1 pseudogene is annotated in these 801 nt (G+C 64.9%); it reads right to left on the reverse strand.

Features of this window, described 5'->3' with window-relative positions:
• Positions 1-791, reverse strand: a pseudogene (locus IM708_RS21110) (IS630 family transposase); the annotation flags it as partial.
• Positions 792-801 lie beyond the last annotated feature (10 nt).

An 801-nucleotide genomic window follows, 5' to 3' on the forward strand; every position in this document is an offset into this window, starting at 1 on the left:
CATAGGACTTGAAGACGCGGTTCGAGAGCCAATTGTCGCGCATGAATTGCCAGACATTCTCGACTGGGTTCCACTCCGGCGATCGGGGCGGCAGCGGCAGCAGGGTGATGTTAGCCGGGATGGCGAGCTTGGCGGACATGTGCCATCCGGCCTGGTCGAGCATCAGCACGGCATGGGCGCCCGGATCAACGGCCGCGCTGATCTCGGCGAGGTGGGCCGCCATCGCCGGAGTGTCGCACCACGGCATGACCAGGCCGACGCCCTTGCCTTTCTTCGGACAAATCGCGCCGAAGATGTACGCCCATTTGGTCCGCTGGTCGTGAGGGGCGCGGGGTCGTGTGCCGCGTTTCGCCCAGCGGCGGGTGATGGCGTTCTTCTGCCCGACGCGTGCCTCATCCTGCCACCAAAGCTCTATTTCGGTTCCAGCCGGGAGCCTTTTGCGGATCTCGTCCAGTTCGGCCGGAAATCGTTTTTTTTGAAGTCGTCGATGGCCATCTCGTTCTGCGCGTAGTGCCGCGGCCTGGCCGAGATCTTCCGATACCCCAGCGCCCGCAATTCGCGGCCCACCGTCGTCTCGCTCAGCGAGATCCCGAATTCTTCCCAGATCCATTGCGCCAGATCCGCGAGGCGCCAGCGCACCACCGCATGGATCGTCGGGATCGGGCCGCGCTCGACGATGGCGCCAAAGCCTGACGCTGGGCATCGTCAAGCTTGGACGCATTGCCCGGCGCCTTACCGTCGATCAGCCCGGCCGGACCGCCGGCGTTGAAGCGCAGCACCCAGTCGCGGACGGTCTACAAC

Origin of the sequence: Pararhodobacter sp. SW119 (assembly GCF_017811755.1) — a bacterium.
Lineage (GTDB): Bacteria > Pseudomonadota > Alphaproteobacteria > Rhodobacterales > Rhodobacteraceae > Pararhodobacter.